Annotated in this window: 15 protein-coding genes and 1 tRNA gene; 9 read left to right on the forward strand and 7 right to left on the reverse strand. The window is 71.3% G+C overall.

Going from position 1 to position 20,733, the window contains the following annotated elements; all coding sequences use genetic code 11:
* Positions 1–2: 2 nt before the first annotated feature.
* Positions 3–1,592, reverse strand: a complete 1,590-nt coding sequence (locus ACFO60_RS25890) for a serine/threonine-protein kinase (RefSeq protein WP_380844756.1) — start codon at positions 1,590–1,592, stop codon at positions 3–5.
* Between the two features lie 142 nt (positions 1,593–1,734).
* Here ACFO60_RS25890 and ACFO60_RS25895 point away from each other — a divergent pair, with 142 nt between their 5' ends.
* Positions 1,735–2,793, forward strand: a complete 1,059-nt coding sequence (locus ACFO60_RS25895) for a 4-(cytidine 5'-diphospho)-2-C-methyl-D-erythritol kinase (protein ID WP_380844758.1) — start codon at positions 1,735–1,737, stop codon at positions 2,791–2,793.
* Between the two features lie 183 nt (positions 2,794–2,976).
* On the forward strand, positions 2,977–4,800 hold the full coding sequence (locus ACFO60_RS25900; RefSeq protein ID WP_380844411.1) for an ABC-F family ATP-binding cassette domain-containing protein: 1,824 nt from the start codon (positions 2,977–2,979) through the stop codon (positions 4,798–4,800).
* Positions 4,801–4,989: 189 nt separating this feature from the next.
* Here the strand turns inward: ACFO60_RS25900 and ACFO60_RS25905 are convergent, their stop codons facing one another.
* Positions 4,990–5,532, reverse strand: a complete 543-nt coding sequence (locus ACFO60_RS25905; protein WP_380844414.1) for a MarR family winged helix-turn-helix transcriptional regulator — start codon at positions 5,530–5,532, stop codon at positions 4,990–4,992.
* A 55-nt stretch (positions 5,533–5,587) separates the two neighbouring features.
* Between ACFO60_RS25905 and ACFO60_RS25910 the strand changes: the two genes are divergently transcribed.
* Both ACFO60_RS25910 and ACFO60_RS25915 read left to right on the forward strand, forming a co-directional pair.
* Positions 5,588–6,379, forward strand: a complete 792-nt coding sequence (locus tag ACFO60_RS25910; RefSeq protein ID WP_380844417.1) for a trans-aconitate 2-methyltransferase — start codon at positions 5,588–5,590, stop codon at positions 6,377–6,379.
* Positions 6,380–6,416: 37 nt separating this feature from the next.
* The gene (locus ACFO60_RS25915) at positions 6,417–7,925 is read left to right on the forward strand and encodes a CYTH and CHAD domain-containing protein (RefSeq protein ID WP_380844420.1); all 1,509 of its coding nucleotides are present in this window, start codon (positions 6,417–6,419) and stop codon (positions 7,923–7,925) included.
* A gap of 78 nt (positions 7,926–8,003) precedes the next feature.
* Here ACFO60_RS25915 and ACFO60_RS25920 read toward each other — a convergent pair whose 3' ends face one another.
* From ACFO60_RS25920 to ACFO60_RS25935, 4 genes are all read right to left on the reverse strand, one after another.
* The gene (locus ACFO60_RS25920; RefSeq protein ID WP_380844423.1) at positions 8,004–8,894 is read right to left on the reverse strand and encodes an NUDIX hydrolase; all 891 of its coding nucleotides are present in this window, start codon (positions 8,892–8,894) and stop codon (positions 8,004–8,006) included.
* Entirely contained in the window at positions 8,887–10,980 is a 2,094-nt protein-coding gene (locus ACFO60_RS25925; protein WP_380844426.1) for an RNA degradosome polyphosphate kinase, read from the reverse strand. The genes ACFO60_RS25920 and ACFO60_RS25925 overlap by 8 nt, the downstream gene beginning before the upstream one ends.
* A gap of 57 nt (positions 10,981–11,037) precedes the next feature.
* Positions 11,038–12,177 carry a TetR/AcrR family transcriptional regulator gene (locus ACFO60_RS25930; protein ID WP_380844429.1) on the reverse strand — a complete coding sequence of 380 codons (1,140 nt, stop codon included), beginning with the start codon at positions 12,175–12,177 and terminating at the stop codon, positions 11,038–11,040.
* Positions 12,178–12,340: 163 nt separating this feature from the next.
* The gene (locus ACFO60_RS25935; protein WP_380844432.1) at positions 12,341–13,285 is read right to left on the reverse strand and encodes an acyl-CoA desaturase; all 945 of its coding nucleotides are present in this window, start codon (positions 13,283–13,285) and stop codon (positions 12,341–12,343) included.
* Positions 13,286–13,923: 638 nt separating this feature from the next.
* Here ACFO60_RS25935 and ACFO60_RS25940 point away from each other — a divergent pair.
* From ACFO60_RS25940 to pth, 5 genes are all read left to right on the forward strand, one after another.
* Positions 13,924–13,996 (forward strand) — tRNA-Gln (locus ACFO60_RS25940).
* A 204-nt stretch (positions 13,997–14,200) separates the two neighbouring features.
* The gene (gene glmU, locus ACFO60_RS25945) at positions 14,201–15,838 is read left to right on the forward strand and encodes a bifunctional UDP-N-acetylglucosamine diphosphorylase/glucosamine-1-phosphate N-acetyltransferase GlmU (RefSeq protein WP_380844435.1); all 1,638 of its coding nucleotides are present in this window, start codon (positions 14,201–14,203) and stop codon (positions 15,836–15,838) included.
* A gap of 99 nt (positions 15,839–15,937) precedes the next feature.
* Complete coding sequence (locus ACFO60_RS25950; RefSeq protein ID WP_380844761.1) at positions 15,938–16,915, forward strand: ribose-phosphate diphosphokinase; 978 nt, start codon at positions 15,938–15,940, stop codon at positions 16,913–16,915.
* Positions 16,916–17,132: 217 nt separating this feature from the next.
* Positions 17,133–17,726, forward strand: a complete 594-nt coding sequence (locus tag ACFO60_RS25955) for a 50S ribosomal protein L25/general stress protein Ctc (protein ID WP_380844438.1) — start codon at positions 17,133–17,135, stop codon at positions 17,724–17,726.
* A gap of 202 nt (positions 17,727–17,928) precedes the next feature.
* The gene (gene pth / locus ACFO60_RS25960) at positions 17,929–18,525 is read left to right on the forward strand and encodes an aminoacyl-tRNA hydrolase (protein WP_380844441.1); all 597 of its coding nucleotides are present in this window, start codon (positions 17,929–17,931) and stop codon (positions 18,523–18,525) included.
* A 19-nt stretch (positions 18,526–18,544) separates the two neighbouring features.
* On the opposite strand, the gene ACFO60_RS25965 is transcribed toward pth, so the two are convergent.
* Complete coding sequence (locus ACFO60_RS25965) at positions 18,545–20,128, reverse strand: FAD-dependent oxidoreductase (protein WP_380844444.1); 1,584 nt, start codon at positions 20,126–20,128, stop codon at positions 18,545–18,547.
* Positions 20,129–20,733: the final 605 nt, after the last annotated feature.

The raw sequence follows: 20,733 nt of genomic DNA on the forward strand, positions 1-20,733 counted from the left end.
GTTCACAGGCGGATCTCGACCGGGGCGTCGCCGGCGACGATCCGGCCGGCGAGGGCGACGGCGGCGCGTTCCGCGGCCAGCTCGTATGTTCCGCCGAAGGTCAGCACCTGTCCCGGCTGGAGGTCGACGGGCCGGTTCGGCGGGCCGGGATCGGGGGCCCCGAGAGCGAGCTGGAGGCTCGTGGTGAGGACGCCGGCCATCTGGTGCCGTTGCGCCGCGTCGTCGACCAGGTCCAGTCGCCCGGTCAGCCTGATCGGGGTCCCTCCCATGTTGAGCACGAACCAGTAGGCGCGGCACTGTTGCCGGCCGGGCACGCTCTTGCCGTCCGCCACGACCGGGGAGCCGCAGACGGGCGGGGCGCTGACGAGGAGCTGGAGGCCGCGGTCGCCGACGGCGATGCGCCGTCCGATGTCGTTCGCCTGGCCGGGGCCCGCCCGTCCGGTCTCCGTGTCTCCGCTCAGGGCTCCCCACCGGGCCACGAGGACGGCGCCCGCGCACACCGCGAGCGTCACGACGACCGCGATCGACACCCGTCGCGTCCGCCGCCGGCTCCATCCCCGCCACAGTCCCGAACCAGGAAGCGGCGTCCCGAACGGCCCTCGCCCCGTTCCCCGGTACGAGCTCCGCTCCGGGTGCGGGCCCTGGCCCGGCTCCCCGTCCCGTCCGGCCGAATGCCGGGAGTCAGGGGCTCCGCCCGGGTCGTGCAGGTTCTTCGGGGGCTCCCACAGGGCTTCGAGCACGCGCGTGGACGGCCCGTCCCCGGCGTCGTCGCCGCCGATGAGGGCGAGCAGCAGGTCACGGGCCGTGGGGCGGGCGGCCGGTTCGCGTTGGAGCGCGCGGCGGACCAGCCGGTCCAGCGGCTCGGGCAGTCCGCTCAGCCGTGGTTCCTCGTTCAGGATGCGGTACGCGACCGTCATCGGGTCGCCCTCGCCGAACGGATGCCTCCCGCTGCCGGCGTAGGCGACCAGGCAGCCCCAGGCGAAGACGTCCGCGGCCGGGGTCACCGGCCCCCCGTCGATCTGCTCCGGAGCCCACCAGCCGGGAGTGCCGACGACCTCGCCGGTCAGGGTGGGCCCGGTGAGGCCGCCGAGCGCGCGTGCGATACCGAAGTCGATCACCCGTGGACCGGTCATGGAAAGGATGACGTTGCCCGGTTTCAGGTCGCGGTGGACCAGCCCGGCGGCGTGGATGGCGGCCAGCGCGGCGCAGATCCCGAAGGCCATGCCGACCAGGGGCGACTCCTCCAGCGGGCCGTAGGCCGTGATCTGGGTGGAGAGCGAGGTGCCGGAGATGAAGTCGGTGACCATGTACGGCCGCCCGTCCTCGGCGACGCCGTCGTCCAGCACCCTGGCCGTGCAGAACGAGGCCACCTTGCGAGCGCTCGCGACCTCGGAGCGGAAACGCGCGGCGAACCCGGTGTCCTCGGTGAACTGCCGCTTCACGACCTTGATCGCCACCTGCCGGCCGGTCGCGGACCTGCCCAGGTAGACCGTGCCCATGCCGCCTTCGCCGAGCCGTCCGGTGAGCGTGTACGACCCGATCGTGGCGGGATCGCCGTCCCGCAGCGGGGAGGAGACGCCCTGACCGTCGATGGATCTCTCCTTAACCGTTCACCCCGTGTCCCCCGAACGGTCACCGTACAGATGATGGACGTGCTTTGTACGACTATTTAGTTACATATCCGGCACCATGCCCTCGGCGTTCCGCACTGGGCCGCAGGGGGACGCCGAGGGCATGTGGCATGGGACGTTACGATCGGATCCCGTGACTTCCGTGACCGTCCGGGTGCCCGCCAAGGTGAATCTCCAGCTCTCCGTCGGCCCTCGGCGCGACGACGGCTACCACGACCTGGTGAACGTCTTCCACGCCGTCTCCCTCTTCGACGAAGTCACGGCGACCGACGAGCCCGCGACCGACGAGCCGGCGGCCACGGGGACCGACGGTCCCGCGGCCACCGCGGGCGACGCCCCCGCGGCTGCAAGCGGCACGGCTGCAAGCGGCACGGCGGCCGGCGGTTCGGCGGCCTGCGAGGTCACGGTGAGCGTCCACGGCGACTCCGCCGGGCTGGTGCCCCTCGACGGGGAGAATCTGGCGGTCAAGGCCGCCCTCGCCCTGGCCGCGCGCGCCGGGCGGCCGCTGCGCGTCCACCTGGCCATCCGCAAGGCCATCCCCGTCGCCGGCGGCATGGCGGGCGGCAGCGCCGACGCGGCCGCCGCCCTGGTCGCCTGCAACGAGCTGTGGGGCCTTGGCCTGAGCCGGGAGGAGCTGATGGACATCGGCGCCGGCCTCGGCAGTGATGTCCCCTTCGCCCTGTTCGGTGGCACGGCCGTCGGCACCGGTCGCGGCGAGAAGCTCACCTCCATCCCCGTCGGCGGCGAGTTCCGCTGGGTGTTCGCGCTCGCCGAGGGCGGTCTGTCCGCGGCCAAGGTGTACGGCGAATGCGACCGGCTGCGGGAGGCCGCCGGTGAGCAGGTCGCCTGGCCGCGGGCCGACGAGGCCCTCACGGCGGCGCTCGCGGGGGGCGACGCGAGGGCGCTCGGCGCGGCGCTGGTGAACGACCTGCAGCCCGCCGCGCTGATGCTGTGCCATCCTCTGGTGCGCACCCTGGCCGCCGGGCGGGAGAACGGCGCGGTCGGCGCCCTGGTCTCCGGCTCCGGCCCCACCTGCGCCTTCCTCGTCGACTCCGAGGCCGGCGCGGTCAACCTGGCATCGGCTCTGCGGGCGGCGGGCGTCTGCCGCACGACCGTCACCGCCCACGGCCCCGTCCCCGGAGCCATGATCGTCCCCGCCTGACGATCATCACCCGCGCGTGGCCCGATGACCCGAGCCTTGATGACCCGAGCGCTGACAACCCGAGCCCCGATACCCGGCCCTTATGTCCGAGCTCTGATGACCCTGAGGTCTGTGGGGCCGATGGGGGGCGGGGCGAGTTGGGGCGGTGCGTTGGGGGGTGGGCGCAGATAGGCTTTGGGGGCGATGAATCTGGTTAACCTCGAATCGGTCTCCCATGCCTACGGTCCCAAGCCGCTGCTCGGCGAGGTGTCGCTCGGCATCGAGGCGGGCGACCGCGTCGGTGTCGTGGGGCGCAACGGCGACGGCAAGACCACGCTGATCTCCGTGATCGCCGGCACGCTCAAGCCCCATGCCGGCCGGGTCACCCACACCCGCGGGCTGCGCATCGGCTTCCTCTCCCAGCGGGACGACCTCGACCCCGCGATCACCGTGCGTCAGGTGGTGCTGGGCGAGCGCGCCGAGCACGAATGGGCCGGCGACCAGGCGGTCAGAGAGATCCTCGCCAACCTCATCGGCGACATCGAGCTGTCGGCGCGGGCCGGTGAGCTGTCCGGCGGCGAGCGGCGGCGCACCGCGCTCGCGCGCCTGCTCATCGAGGAGCACGACCTGGTCATCCTCGACGAGCCCACCAACCATCTCGACATCGAGGCCATCGCCTGGCTGGCCGGCCACCTGTCGCAGCGCCGTTCGGCCCTGCTCGTCGTGACGCACGACCGGTGGTTCCTGGACGCGGTGTCCACGCGCACGTGGGAGGTCGTGGACGGCACGGTCCAGCGGTACGAGGGCGGGTACGCCGCCTACGTCCTGGCCAAGGCCGAACGGGCGCGCATCGCGCAGGCGGCCGAAGAACGCCGGCAGAACCTCATGCGCAAAGAGATCGCCTGGCTGCGCCGGGGTCCGCCCGCGCGCACGTCCAAGCCCAAGTTCCGCATCGACGCGGCGCAGGCGCTCATCGCGAACGAGCCGCCGGCCCGTGACACCGTGGAGCTCGTGAAGTTCGCCTCCGCGCGGCTCGGCAAGACGGTCTACGACCTCGACCAGGTCACGCTGCACGCCGGCGGCCCAGGGGAGGGCCCGCTGGTGCTCGACAGGTGCACCTGGCAGTTCGGCCCCGGCGACCGCGTCGGGCTGATAGGCGTGAACGGCTCGGGCAAGTCGTCGGTGCTGCGGTTGCTGGCCGACGGCGTCGAGCCCGACTCCGGCACGGTCGTCCGCGGCAAGACGGTGCGGCTCGCGCACCTGTCGCAGGAACTGGCCGAGCTCGACCCTGGCCGGCGTGTCCTCGAGACTGTCGAAGAGATCCGCAAGTTCATCCAGGTCGGCAAGCGCGAGTGGACCGCCTCGCAGCTGCTGGAGCGCCTGGGCTTCCGGGGCGAGGCCCAGTGGAAGGTGGTCGGCGACCTTTCCGGCGGCGAGCGGCGGCGGCTGCAGCTGCTGCGGCTGCTCATGGACGACCCCAACGTGCTGCTGCTGGACGAGCCGACCAACGACCTCGACATCGAGACGCTGAACGAGCTGGAGGACCTCCTCGACGCCTGGCCGGGCACGTTGGTGCTGGTCAGCCACGACCGCTACTTCCTCGAGCGGGTGACCGACCGCTGCGTCGCCCTGCTGGGCGACGGCCGGCTGTCGCTGCTGCCCGGAGGCGTCGACGAATATCTGCAACGACGTTCGTCCGGCACGGCCCTGACCGCCCGGGCGGGCTCGGCCCCGACCGGCGCGGGCACGTCCGCCGCCGGTGAGGCGGCCGGCGCGCAGGCGGACGGCGCGGCCGCCCCGGGCCTGTCGGCCAAGGAGCTCCGCGAGCTGCAGAAAGAGCTGTCCCGGCTGGAACGCCAGCTCGACAAGATCGGCGGGCGCGAGACGGCGCTGCACGCCGCCATGGCGGACGCCGCCTCCGACTACGGCAAGCTGGCCTCTCTGGACGCCGAGCTGAAGGAGCTGGCGGCGCAGAAGGAGACCGTCGAGCTCGAGTGGATGGAGCTGGCCGAGAAGCTGGGTGAATGACCCGTCCGCGTCTTCGCGGGGCGGGTCACGCCGGGTCGGCCGGGCGGGTCACGCCGGGGTGGCCGAGCATGTCATGCCGGCTTGGCCGAGCAGGTCACGCCGGGGTGGCCGACCGGGTCATGCCGGCTTGGCCGAGCGGGTCGGCCCCGGGGGCCGCGTTCTGGGCGATCAGCTACCCGGCGGCACCCGTCAGGCGCCGTTCTGGGCAGAGTCGAACGGGACGAGAATCGTGCGGAGCAGCGCGGCCAGGGTGTCGCGGTCGGCGTGGTCGAGCCCGGCGAGCAGCTCTCGCTCGCGTCTGAGCAGGTCGGCGAACGCCTCGTCGACGCGGACCCGTCCTTGCTCGGTGAGCGAGACCAGCACGCCGCGCCGGTCCTCGGGGTCGGGCCGCCGGCGCACCAGGCGGGCGGCGGCCAGCCGGTCGATGCGGTTGGTCATCGTGCCCGAGGTGACCAGGGTGGCGCGCAGCAGGGCCCCGGGGCTCAGCTCGTAAGAGGGGCCCGAGCGGCGCAGGGTGGTGAGGACGTCGAACTCCCACGGTTCGAGGCCGTGCTCGACGAACGACGCCCGGCGGGCGCGGTCGAGGTGGCGGGCCAGCCGGGACACCCGGCTCAGCACCTCCAGCGGCGAGACGTCGAGGTCGGGACGTTCCTGGCGCCAGGACATGACGAGCTGATCCACCTCGTCCCGCGCGGACTCTTCGGCGGTCCCGTCGCTGCGGCGCGTCGTCATGCGCAGAGTCTATCTCTCTTGACATCGAGAGATCTCGCCGAGTATGAATATCTTGATGTCAAGAGATATGTGGGATCCCACCGTTTACGGCCGGTACGCCGACGAGCGCGCCCGGCCCTTCTACGAACTGATCTCCCGCGTCCGCGCCGAGAGCCCAGGCTACGTGGTCGACCTCGGATGCGGCACCGGTGAGCTGACCGCCGCGCTCGGCGAGCGCTGGCCGGGCGCCACGGTCCACGGGGTCGACTCCTCGCCCGCGATGATCGCCAAGGCCCCCGAGGGGCCCACGTTCAGCGTGGGCGACGTCCGCTCCTGGCGCCCGGAGCGCCCGGTCGACGTGATCGTCTCCAACGCGCTGCTGCAGTGGGTGCCCGAGCACCGCGAGCTGCTGCCCCGCCTGGTGGAGGCTCTGAGCCCGGGGGGCTGGCTGGCCTTCCAGGTGCCCGGCAACTTCGACGCCCCGAGTCACGCCCTGGTCAGGCGGCTGTGCGGCGGCGCGGCCTGGCGCGACCAGCTCGGCGACCTGGTGCGGTACACGCCGGTCGGCGACCCTGAGGAGTACGTGGCGCTGCTCGCCGCGCTGGGGTGCGAGGTCGACGCCTGGGAGACGACCTACATCCACCTGCTGCAGGGGGAGAACGCCGTGCTCAACTGGATCATGGGTACGGCCCTGCGCCCGATGCTCGACCGCATCGGCCCTGACCAGCGCAGGCGCGAGGCGTTCCTCGCCGACTGCGCGAGCCTGCTCGCGGAGGCCTACCCGCGCGCGCCGTACGGCACGGCCTTCCCGTTCCGCCGCGTCTTCGTGGTCGCCAGAACGGCGCAACCCGCCGTTAAGGTGAGATAGGGGATGATGGCCACATCTGGCTGACTGCGAGGTGAGCATGGCGCTCGAAATCGAGGACAAGTTCGATGTGCCGCGAGACTTCGCGACGCCCGGCTTCGACGGTGTGCGCGGCTGCGCCGAGGCCGTCGACCAGGTGCCCGAGAAGCTGGTCGCGGTGTACTTCGACACCGCCGATCTCCGGCTGGCCGCGCGGGGCATCACGCTGCGACGGCGGCGGGGCGGCCACGACGCCGGGTGGCACCTCAAACTGCCCAAGGCCAAAGGCGTGCGCAACGAGGTCACCCACCCGCTGACGCGCAGTGCGAAGATCGTGCCGCGCCGGCTGTCCGATCTCGTCCTGGCGCTGACCCGGGGCGAGCCGCTCATCCCGGTCGCCGAGCTGGAGACGGTGCGCAAGGTCATCAGCCTCCGGGACGCCGACGGGCGCCGGCTGCTCGAGGTCGCCGACGACAACGTCAAGGGGACGGTGCTCGCGACGGCGTTCGGCGAGGACAAGCACGTCGAGCGCTGGCGCGAGATCGAGGCCGAGCTGACCGGCGGCGACGAGGCGCTGCTCAAGCGGGTGGGCAAGGCGTTGCGCAAGGCAGGGGCGACCACGGCCGGCACGCAGAGCAAGCTGGCGCGCCTGCTGGGCGACCGCGTCCCCGTTCCCGTCCTCAGCGAGCCGCAGGAGGGGACGGCGGGCGCCGTCGTGGTGGACTACCTGAGGTCACAGCTCACCGCGCTGCTCGCCCAGGACCCCCGGGTGCGCCAGGTGGAGGAGGACGCCGTCCACCAGATGCGGGTGGCCTGCCGCCGCCTGCGCAGCGCGCTCCAGTCCTTCTCCGACGTGATCAGCGAGACCACGGGCATCCAGGAGGAGCTGCGGTGGATCGCGGGCGTGCTCGGCGAGGCCCGCGACCTGGAGGTCATCCGCGACCGGTTCGCCCGGACGCTGGAGGAGCTGGACGCCGATCTCGTGGCCGGGCCGATCCGCGCCCGCCTCGGCGAGGACCTCGAACGCCGCGAGGGCGAGGCGCTCGCGCGGGCCACCGAGGCGATGAAGGGCGAGCGCTACTTCGCCCTGCTGGACCGGCTGGACACGATGGTCGCCAAGCCGCCGCTCACCCCGCTCGCCGCCAAGAAGGCGGAGACGACGCTCGCCAAGGTGGCCGACAAGTCCTGGCGCCGCGTGGTGAAGAAGTACGACTTGGCCCAGGCCATCGAGGACGCCGCCCAGCGCGAGACGGCCATGCACGACGTCCGCAAGGCCGCCAAGCGGGCCAGGTACACCGCCGAGTCGCTCAAGCCGCTGCTCGGAGACCAGGCGTCCTGCCTCGCCAAGCGGGCCAAACTCGTCCAGGAGACGCTCGGGCTCTATCTCGACGGCGTCGTGGCCCAGGGCATCCTGCTGGAGGAGACCGGACGGGCTCGCGAGGCGGGGGAGGACACCTTCACCTACGGCCTGCTTCTCGGCCTCGAGCGCACCGCCGCCGAGCGGTCCCGCGAGGCCTTCCCCGAGGTCTGGGACGAGATCGTGGGCAAGGTCGTCCCGGCCGCGCGCTGACGTCCGCGCCGGGCGGCGGGTGAGGCGCCCGGGACCGGCGCGAAGCGTGGGGCTGTGGGGGCCTGTGGAGGGTGGAGCTCAGGTGAGGTAGCGGTCGATGGCGGTGATGCGCCCGCGGGAGTGATGCAGCACCGCGACCGCGCCCTTGCGCAGGTGGAAGTCCTCAGGCCGCCCGTCGAACCGGCGCTCGCACAGCGCGGTGATCAGCTCGGGCAGCACCTTGCCGTGGCTGCACACCGCCGTGGAGGCGCCCTCGTCCACCAGCGACAGGGTCGCCTTCAGCGACAGCGACCGGTCGAACCGGCTCTCGCTCAGCACGGCCTCGGCGTGGATCGGCAGCGCCTGCCGGGCGGCGTACGGCAGCAGGGTCTGCACGCACCGCCTGCTCGGCGAGCTGATCAGCGACGCAGGGCGGTAGCCGTACAGGATGTCGCGGACGGTGATGGCCTGCGCCAGGCCCTCCCGGTCGAGCGGCCGCAGGTCGTCGTCGCCGTCCCACGCCTGCCGGGAGCCCGCGTAGGCGTGCCTGACCATCACCAGCGGCGTGGTGTCCAGCGGCGCCGAGGTCAGGGCCCTGAGGAGCCCGGCGTCCCAGTCGTAGCTGAGCAGCCCGCGCGCCTGCCGTACGGGAAGCCATTCGAGCCGGTCCACCTCGTCGGTGGGGTCGTGCGTCACTTCCGCGACGACCTGGGCCGTCCAGTAGTCGACGCGCTTGAGCCGTCCGCCCTTCATGTAGTGGACGGGGGGAAGGCGCCGGCCGAGCACGGCGCTCACCCCGGTCTCCTCGGCGATCTCTCGCAGCGTGCCGGTGACGACGTGCTCGCCGGGCTTCAGCTTGCCCTTGGGGAAGGACCAGTCGTCGTACTTGGGCCGGTGCACCAGGGCCACCTCGGGGTCGCCGGGGTCGCCCCGCCAGACGACGGCGCCGCCGGCCCTGATCATGCCGCCGTGCGGCTGGCCCTCAGTCATCGATGGTCCTCCACCGCCGGGTGCCGACCAGGTGCGACTGCAGATCGAGCAGCGGTTCGCCGTTCTCCCCGAGGTGGTGTCGCACCCAGGCGCCGTCGCCGTTGAGCCACCAGCTGCTGGTGGCGTCGGCCATGGACAGGTCGAGCAGCTCGGAAAGGTAGGCCCGGTGCTGGGCGCTGTTGACCTTCACCAGTGTCTCCACGCGGCGCTCGATGTTGCGGCGCATCATGTCGGCGCTGCCGATCCAGATCTCCGGCCGCCGCCCGGCGCCGAACTCGTAGATCCGCGAGTGCTCAAGGAAGCGTCCCAGGATGCTCCTGACCCGAATGTTCTCCGACAAACCGGGGATGCCGGGCCGCAGCGTGCAGACGCCGCGCACCACCAGGTCGACCGGCACGCCGGCCGTGGACGCCGCGTACAGCGCGTCGATCACCGGCTCGTCCACCAGCGAGTTGGTCTTGATCCGGATGCGCGCCGGCCGGCCGGCGGCGTGGTGGGCGATCTCGCGCTCGACGCGGGCCAGCAGGCCCGAGCGCAACGAGTGCGGGGCCACGAGCAGCCGCCGGTACGCCGAGTGGTAGGAGTAGCCGGTCAGGTGGATGAACAGGTCGGTGAGGTCCTCGCCGACCATCGGGTCCGCCGTGAGCAGGCCGAAGTCCTCGTACTGCCGGGCGGTCTTGGGGTTGTAGTTGCCGGTCCCGATGTGGCAGTACTGGCGCAACTCGCCCGACGACTCCTGCCGGACGACCAGGGCGAGCTTGGCGTGGGTCTTCAGGCCGAGCACGCCGTAGACGACGTGACAGCCGGCCTTCTCCAGTTTGCGCGCCCAGCTGATGTTGGCGTGCTCGTCGAACCTGGCCTTGATCTCGACCACGACGACGACCTGCTTGCCGGCCTCGGCGGCGTCGATCAGCGCGTCGACGATGGGGGAGTCGCCGCTCGTGCGGTAGAGCGTCTGCTTGATGGCCAGCACGTTCGGGTCGGCCGCCGCCTGCTCGATGAACCGCTGCACGCTGGTGGAGAACGAGTCGTAGGGGTGATGCACGAGGATGTCGCGCTCGCGCAGCACCGAGAAGATGTCGTCCTCGGCGTGGACCGCCTCGGCGGGGACGAACGGCGGGAAGCCGAGCTCGCCGCGGTCGAGGTCGGCGATCTTGTGCAGTCCGGTGAGGTCGAGCGGGCCGGGCAGCCGGTAGATCTCGTGGTCGGCCACGTCCAGCTCGTCGACCAGCAGGTCCAGCACGGCGGGGGTGATGGTGTCCTCCACCTCCAGCCGCACGGGCGGCCCGAAGCGCCTCATCAGCAGCTCCTTCTCGAGGGCCTGCATGAGGTTCTCGGTGACGTCCTCGTCGACGTCGAGGTCCTCGTTGCGGGTCACCCGGAAGACGTGGTGCTCCAGGATCTCCATGCCCTTGAAGAGCTGCCCGAGGTGGGCGGCGATGACGTCTTCGAGCGGGACGAAGCGGTTCGGCGAGGCGGCGACGAAGCGCGGGAGCTGGGAGGGGACCTTCACCCGGGCGAACACCGTCTGCCCGTTGCCCGGGTTGCGCACGGTGACGGCGAGGTTGAGCGAGAGGCCGGAGATGTAGGGGAACGGGTGCGCGGGGTCCACGGCGAGCGGGGTCAGCACCGGGCGGACCCGCTCGCGGAACAGCTTGCGCATCGCCGTGCGCTCGTCCCGGTCGAGGTCGTCCCAGCGGACCACGTCGATGCCCACCTCGGCGAGCTGGGGGCAGACCTGCTTGTGGTACGCGGCGGCGTGCCGCTGGGCGAGATCGTCGGCGATCGCGGCGATGCGGGCCAGTTCCTCGCGAGGCTTGAGCCCGCTCTTGGTGCGCAGCAGCAGGCCGGTCGCCATCCGCCGTTTCAGGCCGGCGACGCGTACGCGGAAGAACTCGTCCAGATTGCTGGCGAAGATGGCGAGGAAGCGCACCCGTTCGAGCAGGGGCACCGAGGGGTCCTCGGCCAGCTCCAGCACGCGTTGGTTGAAGTGGAGCCAGCTCTCCTCACGGTTGAGGAAGCGTTCCTGGACAGGAAGCGGCTCGTCGTGTCCTTCAGGGGTCGGCTGCACGATCTCGGCGGACATATGTCCAAAATGCCCTACTCGATTGAACGCCACGTTAACTTTTCAGCAACGAGGGTTTTACTTCGCCCGATGCTCGGCATCCGCGCTGGTGGGGGGCTCTGTGATCTGAACCTCATGCCCCTGGAGCAGCTCCGCCGGCTCGGTCTGCACCACCAGCGGCACGCGCTCGACCCGCTCGATGCGCTCGACCCTCTCGACGAGTTCGCCGCGCTGGGCGCGTTCGGCCCGCTCGGCGGCGAGCTTGGCCCGTCTGGCGGCCTCCCGCTCGGCCTGCCGGGCCTGCTGCTCGGCGAGCTTGGCCTCCTGGGCGCGCAGCTTCTCGCGCTCGCGCTGCTCACGTGCCAGCAGCTTCTCTTCCTCGCGGCGCAGCTTCTCCTGCTCGCGCAGGTCGCGGGCTCGAACCTTGTCCTGCTCGCGCAGGAACCTCTCCTGCTCGCGCAGCTCGCGGGCGCGGGCCTTCTCCTGCTCCTTGAGCTCTCTCTCCCTGATCTTCTCCAGGTCCTTGAGCTCTTTCTCGCTGGGACGCGAGATGCCGCGCAACTCGACCATGGCCGACATCGCGGGCAGGCCGCGGGCGGTGGCGGCGGTGAGGGCGGGGCGCGGCTCCAGGCCGGTCAGGCCGTTCCAGGCGAGGTTGACCAGGTGGGCGGCGACCTCCTCCCGGTCGGGCTGGCGCGCGTCCAGCCACCACTGGCCGGTGAGGGCGACCATGCCGACGAGCATCTGGGCGTACATCGGGGCGAGCGTCGGGGCGTACCCGCGGTCGGCGAACTGGTCGGCGAGGACGTCCTCGACCTGGCTGGCGATGTCACTGATGAGGCTCGCGAACGTGCCGGTGCCGGAGGCGGCGTGCGAGTCGCGCACCAGGATGCGGAAGCCCTCGCTGGACTCCTCCACGTACTGCAGCAGGGCCAGGGCGGCGCGTTCGAGGCGGACCCGCGGGTGGCCGGCGTTGAGCGCGACGGCGACCAGGCTGAGCAGCCGCTGCATCTCGCGGTCGACGACGACGGCGTAGATGCCTTCTTTGCCGCCGAAATGCTCGTACACCACGGGCTTGGAGACCCTGGCGCTGGCGGCGATCTCTTCGATGGACGTGCCGTCGAACCCCTTCTCCGCGAAAAGGGTGCGGCTGACGCGGATGAGCTGCTCTCGGCGCTCCTTGCCGGTCATGCGCACGCGGGAGCGGGGTTCGGTCATGGTTTCAATAATGGCTGGCCCGGAGGGGCGGGCAACGGTCGATACCCCACTTTGGCGAGCTATTTCGCTTTTTCGGGGGGTTGAGGGGTACGGGACGAGCGGGGTGGGGGGAGAGGAAATGAGAGATCGGGCCGCCGTCGGGCGGCCCGACATGGGGGCTGGATCAGCCAAGCCGCTTCGCCGCCAGACGCTCGGCGGTGGGCCACCGGACGTCGGTCGCCCAGCCGGCCTGCTCGAACCAGCGGATCACGCGGGCACTCGGGTCGATCTGCCCCTTGAGCGCGCCGTGACGGGCCGCCGTCGGGTCGCAGTGGTGCAGGTTGTGCCAGGACTCACCGAAGGACGGGATCGCGAGCCACCACACGTTGCGCGACTTGTCGCGGACCTCGAAGGCCTCGTCGCCGAAGACGTGGCAGACCGAGTTGATCGACCAGGTGACGTGGTGCAGCATGGCGATGCGCACGAGGCTGCCCCAGAAGAAGGCGGTGATCGCGCCGGTGATGGACCAGGTGACCAGGCCGCCGATGACCGCCGGCAGCGCCAGAGAGGCGAAGACCAGCCACGGGAACAGCCGGTGGATGCGGGCGACGTCCTTGTCGCTCATCAGGTCCTTGGCGAAGCGCTCCTGGTTGGTGCGCTCGGAGGAGAACATCCAGCCGATGTGGGCGAACAGCAGGCCCTTGGTCAGCGCCTTCCAGTCATTGCCGAAACGCCACGGCGAGTGCGGGTCGCCCTCCTTGTCGGAGTACTTGTGGTGGCGGCGGTGAGTGGCCACCCAGTCGATGACGCCCATCTCCAGCGACATGCTGCCCGCGATGGCGAGCACGATCTTGAGCGGGCGGTTCGCCTTGAAGGACCCGTGCGTGAAGTACCGGTGCAGGCCCACGGTGACGCCGAGCCCGGTGAACACGTAGAAGAAGGCGGTGATCGCGATGTCGCTCCAGCCCAGGAAGCTCCCCCAGGCCATGGGCACGGCGGCCACCAGCGCCAGGAACGGGACGGTCACGAAGATGACGAGGAGAACTCGCTCGAAGTTGCTCTTGGGCTCGGGCTCGAGATCCGGCCGCGGCGGCGGCGGCGGGGTCGTGCGATCTGCGACGACTGTCATGGGCTACCTCACGTGGTTCGAGCGAAGTGTGGCTTAGCTACGTAACCGTAACCTACGCCATCGTAAGTTAGGAATCCCTAAGTCATAATGTGGGGAAGGTGACGGTTCGGTCGAGAACCCGTGGCGGATCCGCGCCTTGCGCATACATGCCCTCATCTGTTACAGGGATGCGCCACAACCCCCCGAAGATCAGGTTTGTTTCCCCTCCCCTGTACTGCTCTGACACCCCTTCCCCCCACTCACGCGCCGACTCCAGCCCCCGCCCCAAGGACGCCCAAACACCCGCGCGAGCGGAGCGAGCGCCATGAGCACTGTGCTCGGGCGCGCCGGTGTCGTGACGAGGAGGGAGCGAGTGCGAGGGACGAGCGCTCGTGAACGACGAGGAAGGGCGCCGGCTCAAGGGCGCCCGGGCACCGCGTGAGCGGAGCGAGCGCCGACAACACGGGCTCGGGCGCGCCGGTGTCGTGACGAGGAGGGAGCGAGTGCGAGGGACGAGCGCTCGTGAACGACGAGGAAGGGCGCCGGCTCAAGGGCGCCCGAGCACCGCGCGAGCGGAGCGAGCGCCATGAACACTGTTGAGCGGGGAGGGTCCCTCGTGGGTATTCTTGTCAGCGCGGTTGAGGAAGTTCTCGCACCGGTCCGGCGTAGGGTAATTGGCAGCCCACCTGCCTTTGGAGCAGGGTTGTCCTGGTTCGAGTCCAGGCGCCGGAACTTTTCTCTCATGCGCGTCGCCCTCGTCCTCCTCACCAGTCGTCTTCTCGCGGTGTGACTCTTCCGCGAGGGGGCTGGAGCCCATCGGGGAGGCGGCGGGTATTCTCACGGTGTCGAGTGGGTGGCCGGGCGGTGCCTGAACGGTGGCCGTTCGCGAGCCCGCTCGCCAATGTCTCAGCCGCGACGCCGAGGGAGCCTCAGTCCGTGAGTGTGCCGCGCCCGGCAGCCGTCATCGTCCTCGCCGCCGGCGAGGGCACCCGGATGAAGTCCACCAAGCCGAAAGTCCTCCATGAGCTGTGCGGCCGCGCGCTGGTCGACCACATGCTGGAGGCCGCCAGGGGCCTTTCGCCCGAACGCCTGATCGTCGTCATCGGCCACGCGCGCGAGCTGGTCGAGGCGCATCTCGCCGCGACCGGGCCCGACGCCCACCCGGTCGTCCAGACCGAGCAGAACGGCACCGGTCACGCCGTGCGCACCGTCCTGGAGGCGGTCGGCACGATCAACGGAACCGTCCTGGTGACCTACGGCGACACGCCGTTGCTGCGCACCGAGACCCTCGCCGAGCTGCTGGCCACCCACGCGGCCGAGAGCAACGCCGTCACGGTGCTCACCGCTGAGGTGCCCGACCCGTCCGGATACGGCCGCATCGTCCGCGACGCCTCGGGCGCCGTGCTCGCGATCGTCGAGCACAAGGACGCCACCCCTGAGCAGCGGGTGATCAACGAGATGAACTCGGGGGTCTACGCGTTCGACGGGCTGCTGCTGGCCGACGCCGTCAAGCGGGTCTCCACGGCGAACGCCCAGGGCGAGGAGTACCTCACCGACGTGCTGTCGATCCTGCGCGAGGACGGGCACCGCGTCGGGGCGTACATCGCGGCCGACCACGTCGAGGTGGAGGGCGTCAACGACCGCGTCCAGCTCGCCTTCGCCCGCGGCGTGCTCAACACCCGCGTCCTGCACGCCCACATGCGCGCCGGGGTCACCGTCGTCGACCCCGCCACCACCTGGATCGACGTCGGCGTGACCATCGAGCCGGACGTCGTCGTCCACCCGGCGACCCAGCTCCACGGGGGCACCAGCATCGCCTCGGGCGCCGAGGTCGGGCCCGGCACCACTCTCACCGACACCGTCGTCGGCGCCGGCGCGGTCGTGCGCAACGCCGTCTGCGAGGGCGCCGAGATCGGCCCCGGCGCGTCGGTCGGCCCGTTCTCCTACCTGCGGCCCGGCACGGTGCTCGGCCCCAAGGCCAAGGCCGGCAGCTACGTGGAGCTCAAGAACGCCCGCGTCGGCGCCGGTTCTAAGGTTCCCCACCTGTCGTACGTGGGCGACGCGACCATCGGCGAGGGCAGCAACATCGGCGCCGCCACCGTCTTCCTCAACTACGACGGCGTCCAGAAGCACCACACGACGGTCGGCGACCACGTCCGGGTCGGCGGCGACAACATGCTCGTCGCCCCGGTGACCATCGGGGACGGCGCGTACACCGCCGCCGGGTCGGTCATCACCTCCGACGTTCCGCCGGGGGCGATGGCGGTCGGCCGGGCGCGCCAGCGCAATATCGAAGGGTGGGTCGTGCGCAGGCGCGCGGGCACCGCTTCGGCCGAGGCCGCGACGCGCGCGACCGGCGAACACGGCGAACAAGACGGTCAGAGCGCACACGACGGTCACGACGGTCACGACGGTCAGGGCGCGTACGACGGCCATGACGGGCGGCGCGACGGTCGCGGCGATGAGACCGGCGGCCAGGACGCGCAGTCCGGGCGAGCGGAGAACGGCGGACTGGGTACACCCTCCCAGCGGGCCGAAGGCAGCGAGCGGGCCGAACCGGCCGGCGAACGATAACGGGGAGCTTTCGAAATGAACCAGCGCGGCGAGCCAGCGGGAATGCGCGAGGAGCCCTTCACGGCTCCGTCCGGCGAGCAGGCGGCCGAAGAGGGCAACATGACCGGCAAGAAGACCACGGGCGAGAAGCACCTGATGTTCTTCTCCGGCCGGGCCTACCCCGAGCTGGCCGAGGAGGTCGCGCAGCACCTCGGCATCGAGATCACGCCGACGAGGCTGCACGACTTCGCCAACGGCGAGATCTACGCCCGCTACATGGAGTCGGTGCGCGGCAGCGACGCCTTCGTGATCCAGAGCCACACCGAGCCGATCAACACGTGGATCATGGAGCAGCTCATCATGGTGGACGCCCTGAAGCGGGCGTCGGCCAAGCGCATCACCGTGGTGCTGCCCTTCTTCGGCTACTCGCGCCAGGACAAGAAGGGGCGCGGCCGCGAGCCGATCACCGCCCGGCTGATGGCCGATCTGTTCAAGACGGCCGGCGCCGACCGGCTGATGTCGGTCGACCTGCACACCCCGCAGATCCAGGGCTTCTTCGACGGGCCCGTCGACCACCTGTTCGCGCTGCCCGTGCTCTATCGCTATCTCAGCGGCAGGCTCGACCCGGCGAACACCACGATCGTCTCGCCCGACACCGGCCGCGTCCGCCTCGCCGAGCGCTGGGCCGACCAGCTCGGCACGCCCGTCGCGTTCATCCACAAGCGCCGCGACCTCGACGTGGCCAACCAGGTGAAGGTGCACGAGGTCGTCGGCCAGGTGCGCGGCCGCACCTGTGTGCTGATCGACGACATGATCGACACCGGCGGCTCGATCTGCAAGGCCGCTGACGCGCTGTACGAGCAGGGCGCGACGAACGTCGTCGTGGCCGCCACCCACGCGATCTTCTCCGAGCCGGCCGTGGACCGCCTGAAGAACTCGCGCATCTCCGAGGTCGTCGTCACCAACACGCTTCCCATCCCGCAGGAGAGGCGGTTCGACAAGCTGACCGTGCTGTCGATCGCCCCGCTGATCGCCCGAGCCATCAGCGAGGTCTTCAGCGACGGCTCGGTGACCAGCCTGTTCGAAGGCGACGCCTGATCCCGCGCCCCCCGGCTCGGTTCCGGGGGGCCGGCTTGGTGAGCTGGGCGCGCGACTCGCGTCGCGCGTCCCGGCCGGACCGGCCGTGGAGCCGGGGGGCCCGCGCGGTCCGGTAAGCTCTGAGAGTTCATCAAGGTTCCGCGCTCGTAACGCCTTCCGCTAGGGCGGGTGAGGGTGAGCGCCTTCCGATTCCTTCCGTTTCCCTAGGAGACATGCCGTGTCCGAAGTACGCATCCCGACCGAACAGCGTTCCGAGTTCGGCAAGGGCGCCGCGCGCAAGATCCGCCGCGAGGCCAAGGTTCCCGCCGTCCTGTACGGCCACGGCATCGAGCCCAAGCACCTGACCCTGCCGGGTCACGAGCTGATGATCGCTCTGCGCACGCCCAACGTGCTCATCCGCCTCCAGGGTGAGGGCGTGAACGAGCTGGCGCTGCCCAAGGGCGTCCAGAAGGACCCGATCAAGGGCTTCCTCGAGCACGTCGACCTGCTGCTGGTGAAGAGCGGCGAGAAGGTCACCGTCGAGCTCCCGGTCACCACGACCGGCGACATCGCCCCCGGCGGCCTGTTCGACCAGCAGCTCCTGTCCATCGCCGTCGAGACCGAGGCCACGCACATCCCGACGGGCGTCGAGGTCGACATCGAGGGCCTCGAGATCGGCGCGGTCGTCACCGCAGGCGACCTCAAGCTGCCGAAGGGCACCACGCTGGCCGCCGACCCTGAGACGGTCATCCTCCAGGTCACCGGGGTCCCGACCACGGCCGAGAGCGAAGAGGGCGGCGAGGGCTCCGCCGAGGGCGAGTCCGCCGAGTAACACCGCCCATCATCGGGCAGTCCCGTATCGTCGGCAGGGCAGCCGGGCGGCCGTTCACCGGCCGCCCGGCTGCCCTGTCCGGCATGCGGGCCCCACCCCACATGGTCGGCGATGCCGGCATCCCAGGCGGCACCGCAGGCCGGTCAGGCAGGCGGGTGCGGCCCGCAGGCCGTCAGACGAACGGAAGACGGAAGAGGTCGTCGTGGACCGCTGGTTGATCGTCGGACTGGGCAATCCCGGCCCCGAGTACGCCGGTAACCGGCACAACGCCGGGTTCATGGTGGTGGACGAGCTCGCCGCGCGGGTCGGCGGCCGTTTCAAGGCCCACAAATCGCGTGCCGAGATCATCGAAGGCCGCCTCGTGGGCGTGCCCGTCGTGCTCGCCAAGCCCCGCTCGTACATGAACCTCTCCGGCGGTCCGGTGAAGGCCCTCGCCGACTTCTACAAGGTCGTCCCGGCGAACATCATCGCGATCCACGACGAGCTGGACATCCCCTACGGGGCGCTGCGCGTCAAGCTGGGCGGCGGCGACAACGGCCACAACGGCCTGCGCTCGCTCACCAAGTCGCTCGCCACCAAGGACTATCTACGGGTGCGCTTCGGCGTCGGCCGCCCGCCGGGCCGCATGGACCCGGCCGACTTCGTGCTCCGCGACTTCGCCACGGCCGAGCGCAAAGATCTCCCGCTGCTGGTCGACCGCGCCGCCGACGTCACCGAGTCCCTGATCACCTCCGGCCTGGAAGCCACGCAGAACAGCGTCCATGCCTCCGACCTCAAGCCCCTGAAGCCTCCGCGCTGACCTCGTCGCCGGGGCGTGATCACGGGCGGCGGCGGGCGATCAGTACGGCGTCGTGGATGGTGGAGACGCGTCCCTCCTCGTCCTCCACACTGCGCGGCCGGGCCTCGGCGGCCAGCACCTGCCAGCCGACGGGGTCGAGGGAGGACGCGACCTCCTCGGCGGTGAACATCATGTCCGGGAAGTGCATGCGGTGGGCCGTGGTCCGCAGGTCGGCCGGATGGTGCCCGACGATCAGCAGGGTGCCGCCCGGCGCGACCGCGGCGGCCAGCCGGGCGAACAGCTCCCGCCGCTCCACACCCGGCAGGTGCATGAACTGGGACGACACCAGGTCGTACGCGCCTTCGGCGGGCTCGTGGCCGCGCAGGTCCGCGTGCGTCCACTCGATGCGGCCGGCCACGTGCGCGCCGGTGGCGGCGGCGTGGCCGGCGGCCCGGCGCAGCGCGACGGTGGAGATGTCGACCGCCGTCACCCGCCACCCCCGTTCGGCGAGCCAGACGGCGTCGGCACCCTCGCCGCTGCCGACGTCGAGCGCCCGGCCGGGGGTCAGCCCGACGGCCTCGGCGACGAGCTGCGGGTTCGGACGTCCGCTCCACAGCGCGGGGCGGGCACGGTACCGCTCCTCCCAGGCGTCCTCCTCGAACATCGTGCTCACCAGGTGCCGGTAGGCGTCGACGGCGTCGCGGGTGTCCTCGGCGACGAGATCGGCGTTGATCGCCGCGCCGGCGTTCAGGCCCGCGGCGGCGGCCGTGATCACCTGGGCGCGCAGGTCGGCGACGTTGCCCGCCGCCCACACGCCGGGCACGGCGGTCGCACCGCTCGGGTCCACGGCGATCTGGCTGCCGATCACGTGTCCCTGCATCTCGACGTCGACCGGCTTCAGCCCGAGCGATTCCAGCACGGCCGAGCGGGCGGTGAGCCGGGACGCGACGACCACGGCGTCCAGCGCGACGACCTCGCCCGAGGTCAGCCGCACACCCGAGAGCGTGTCGCCGGAGGTCTCCACGGAGGCGACCGCGCCGTCCACGACGATGATCCTGCGGGCGGCCAGCCGCTCGGCCTGCTCGGCGTCAGGGGCGGAGGTGCGGTCGAGCAGAAGCAGCACCTGCGTGCTCCACTGCCGCCACAGTTCCGCCTGGTGGATGGCCAGTGGGCCGGTCGCGAGGATGCCGATCCGCCGGTCGCGCACCTCCCACCCGTGGCAGTAGGGGCAGTGCAGCACGTCACGACCCCAGCGCTCGGCCAATCCGGGGACGTCGGGAAGCTCGTCGACGAGCCCGGTCGTGACGAGCAGCCGACGAGCCCGCACACTGCGCCCGCCGTCCAGTGTCACCGTGAAGCCGTCGTCCTGCTTCGCGGCGGCCTCGACGCGCCCGGCGACGATCTCGCCGCCGTACCGGGCCACCTCGTCGCGCCCGGCCGCCAGGAGCTCCGCGGGAGGCGTCCCCTCCCGGGCCAGGTAGTTGTGCACGTGCCCGGCGGGGGTGTTGCGCGGCTCCCCGGCGTCCACCACCAGCACCGACCGCCGTGCCCTCCCCAGTGCCAGGGCTCCGCTGAGGCCGGCCGCGCCGCCGCCGACCACCACCACGTCATATGTCGCTTCCACCGTGTGTCTCCTTCGGGTCTCGGTATGCGCCTACGGTGCGGTGCGGCCCGCCGAAACGCCAACAAACGTTGCTGAATCGGCAAACCCTCGCCCTGCCCTGCAGGACGGAACGGCGCCCGGCGGGGCGAGGAGACTCTCGGCGTGCCGGGCGGTGGGCGAGTGCCGTAGACGCCGGCGGCGGAACACGGGGAAGTCCGCGACAAGGCTCCGGAATGGCGACGAAAGGCTCGCGACAAGGCTCCGGAATGCTTCGAAGAGGCTCTGACAAGGCTCCGGACCATGTCCACCCGGCACCCTTCGCTCGCCTATGTGAGAGATCACCTCGTCGGTGATGATCGGGCCGCACGGACCCGGGAGTGCGCCGAGCGCCTCGGGTGATGACCGGGCCGCGCGGACCGGGAGTGCGTCGAGCGCCTCGGGGAGCGTAAAGAGAGTTACCGGATTCCCCCAAGACCGTCGCAGGCGGCCGCTAGCATCCTCACGGAAAGTATCCGATCGGTCACGAGGAGGATGCGTGCGCGACGGCGAGAGCTCGGCGGCGGTCGTCAAAGGGCCCGGCGCGGCCTTCCCGCGCGCCGGGGCCCGTGCCGGCGGGCATGGTTCCG

The sequence above is a fragment of the Sphaerisporangium dianthi genome, from assembly GCF_042654065.1.
Lineage (GTDB): Bacteria > Actinomycetota > Actinomycetes > Streptosporangiales > Streptosporangiaceae > Sphaerisporangium > Sphaerisporangium dianthi.

Bases quoted from the DNA above. Each gene is read 5' to 3' on its own strand.
- ACFO60_RS25895 (WP_380844758.1), top strand. From the start codon at position 1,735: ATGTGGCATGGGACGTTACGATCGGATCCCGTGACTTCCGTGACCGTC.
- ACFO60_RS25900 (WP_380844411.1), top strand. From the start codon at position 2,977: ATGAATCTGGTTAACCTCGAATCGGTCTCCCATGCCTACGGTCCCAAG.
- ACFO60_RS25905 (WP_380844414.1), bottom strand. From the start codon at position 5,532: ATGACGACGCGCCGCAGCGACGGGACCGCCGAAGAGTCCGCGCGGGAC.
- ACFO60_RS25910 (WP_380844417.1), top strand. From the start codon at position 5,588: ATGTCAAGAGATATGTGGGATCCCACCGTTTACGGCCGGTACGCCGAC.
- ACFO60_RS25915 (WP_380844420.1), top strand. From the start codon at position 6,417: ATGGCGCTCGAAATCGAGGACAAGTTCGATGTGCCGCGAGACTTCGCG.
- ACFO60_RS25920 (WP_380844423.1), bottom strand. From the start codon at position 8,894: ATGACTGAGGGCCAGCCGCACGGCGGCATGATCAGGGCCGGCGGCGCC.
- ACFO60_RS25925 (WP_380844426.1), bottom strand. From the start codon at position 10,980: ATGTCCGCCGAGATCGTGCAGCCGACCCCTGAAGGACACGACGAGCCG.
- ACFO60_RS25930 (WP_380844429.1), bottom strand. From the start codon at position 12,177: ATGACCGAACCCCGCTCCCGCGTGCGCATGACCGGCAAGGAGCGCCGA.
- ACFO60_RS25935 (WP_380844432.1), bottom strand. From the start codon at position 13,285: ATGACAGTCGTCGCAGATCGCACGACCCCGCCGCCGCCGCCGCGGCCG.
- ACFO60_RS25950 (WP_380844761.1), top strand. From the start codon at position 15,938: ATGACCGGCAAGAAGACCACGGGCGAGAAGCACCTGATGTTCTTCTCC.